This window comes from Pseudaeromonas pectinilytica (assembly GCF_054780855.1).
This window is the reverse complement of the sequence record NZ_BAAGVN010000237.1, coordinates 1-2,196: the sequence shown is the minus strand read 5'-3', so window position 1 is coordinate 2,196 and position 2,196 is coordinate 1. Positions and strand designations below refer to the sequence as shown.

At 44.7% G+C, this 2,196-nt stretch carries 3 protein-coding genes; all 3 read left to right on the top strand.

All coding sequences use genetic code 11. The annotated features are described in order from the left end of the window. The first annotated feature begins 86 nt into the window (after positions 1-86). Entirely contained in the window at positions 87-722 is a 636-nt protein-coding gene (locus ACYVG7_RS10505; RefSeq protein ID WP_460883066.1) for an N-acetylneuraminate synthase family protein, read from the top strand. Positions 723-821: 99 nt separating this feature from the next. Beyond that, positions 822-1,190: a hypothetical protein gene (locus tag ACYVG7_RS10500; RefSeq protein ID WP_460883065.1), complete on the top strand. Its 369-nt coding sequence runs from the start codon at positions 822-824 to the stop codon at positions 1,188-1,190. A 55-nt stretch (positions 1,191-1,245) separates the two neighbouring features. Continuing rightward, on the top strand, positions 1,246-2,145 hold the full coding sequence (locus ACYVG7_RS10495) for a glycosyltransferase family 2 protein (protein WP_460883064.1): 900 nt from the start codon (positions 1,246-1,248) through the stop codon (positions 2,143-2,145). Positions 2,146-2,196 lie beyond the last annotated feature (51 nt).

Sequence of the window (2,196 nt, the reverse complement as noted above, 5' to 3'; positions counted from 1 at the left end):
ATCTGGCGCTCCCGGTGGTGAACCTAAGAGATCAGATCACCAAACTGCGGGATAGTTCCCTGATTTGAGCAACAACGCCCCATGGCATTGAACTCAATCGAGAGCAATTTGCCTTTGTCGATACCTTCTGTAAAGAGATTGGCATCGGTTGGTTTGCCTCTATCCTGGATATGCCCTCTTATGATTTCATCCGGCAATTCGATCCAGACATGATCAAGCTGCCGTCAACCATATCCGAGCATAAAGATTACTTGGCGGCCGTTGCTTCTGACTTTACCAAAGATGTGGTGATTTCTACCGGTTATACCGATGAAGCCTATGAGAGTTTCATCCTTGATAACTTTACCAAGGCTAGAAACATTTATCTGTTGCAATGTACTTCGGCTTATCCCACACCGAATGAAGATACCCAGATTGGTGTTATACGACACTATTATAATTTGGCAAAAAAAGAACCACGTATTATTCCCGGTTTTTCAAGTCATGATATCGGTAGTCTCTGTTCTATGATGGCGGTTGCAGCCGGTGCAAAAATGATTGAAAAACATGTCAAGTTTGGCAATGTGGCCTGGTCTCACTTTGACGAAGTGGCCATAGATCTGGTGAACGGTGATTTTACCCAGTTTGTAAAAGACGTCCGTAAAGCGGAGAGAATTGTCGGCAGTGAAGCGAAGGTCATACAGGCGACCGAGCACCACAAATACTGGGTATCTCCCAAATAATATACTGTGGCTTAAAGGCGATACATGCTTCCGAACATCGTAAATATTGGGTAGATAAAATAAATTATTAATCAATGAATTAACCTGCAGAAGAAAAATATGTTTATTTATTCAGTAAAGCATATCTCGTCCTCTAGTGCGAATATAAAGGCGTGGGCGTTGGATATACCAGTGCATGGCGCTGAGGCGACGATCGTGCATGGCCGGCTGAACATTTGTGGTTGGGCTATTTCTCATCAAAATATGCCATTGCATCTTGTCGTTAAATATAACAATCAAACTTATTCCTATCCATTTTCGGTAGCAAGGCTCGATGTGATCCGTGCGGTATTTCAAGAGCCAGCTGAGCCCCATTCGCACCTGCGTTGCGGTTTTTCTGTTCAGATCATCGCTGCAGCTGAAATTAAACTAGGCTTCGAGCATGATGGTCTCATTGAGTGGATGGCAACATTGACCAGAGCCCAGTGATCATATCTCTTTTATTCGGTGATAATCAGTTTTGAATTTATATCTTGCGGCTATTGTGAAAAATGAACATGATGCCCTCATCGAATGGATCGCCTATCATCGTGTGATTGGCGTCCGTCACTTTATTCTTGCTGACAATATGAGTAATGATGGGAGTCAGGTTTTATTACAAAAATTGTCAGCGCTTAATATTATTACCTGGTTTACCCAAGTAGATATTCCTCACCTGCGTCCACAGTTGCCAGCCTATCGGCAGATTTTACGTCGCTGTCCTCCCCAAGCGGATGTAGTTGCCTTTATTGATGCGGATGAATTCATCGTACCGATGGATGGTTCGAATTCGTTAGCGCCTGCACTGCAGCGTTGGTTTAAGGATGAAAGCGTAAGTGCTGTTGCGCTGAACTGGGCCTGCTTTGGCTCAAGTGGGCATAAATTTGCCGAGCAAGGACTGGTCACTGAGCGTTTTCAGCGTCGAGCCGTTCAAAGTTTTACGGCTAATCATCACTATAAAAGTATCGTGCGCCCCGCACGAGTAGACTCTTTTGATAATCCTCATCACGCGAAATTGCGTTGGGGACGTTACATCGATGTTCGTGGTCAGGATTTGGTTCTCCATCATAAGCACGGTAAGGGTCTTAGTGAACAGACGTGCTGGGAGCAGGCAAGAATCAATCACTATGCTGTGAAATCATTTGAAGAATTTTTACTGGGCAAACACTTGCGTGGTAGTGCGGCGAAAGAAGGACGGATAAAACATCGCCGCTACTTTGAGCATCATGATAAAAATGATGAAGTATGCACCTTGGCGGCAGATCTCACTTCACGCGTCAAAGCTGAAATTATCCACCTAGAGCAATTGCTGGCTGATTTACCGAATGAGTTGATCGCCGAGCCTAATTGGCGTCATCGTATACGGAGCTGGATTTTTGGCGCTGTTCCCTTTACGTGTTGTTGACTATTTTCACCCCACCCGATAACCAGGATTTTGCACTGTTGGGCTCTTGGT

Coding starts and splice junctions, on each gene's coding strand:
- ACYVG7_RS10500 (WP_460883065.1), top strand. CDS start 822: ATGTTTATTTATTCAGTAAAGCATATCTCGTCCTCTAGTGCGAATATA.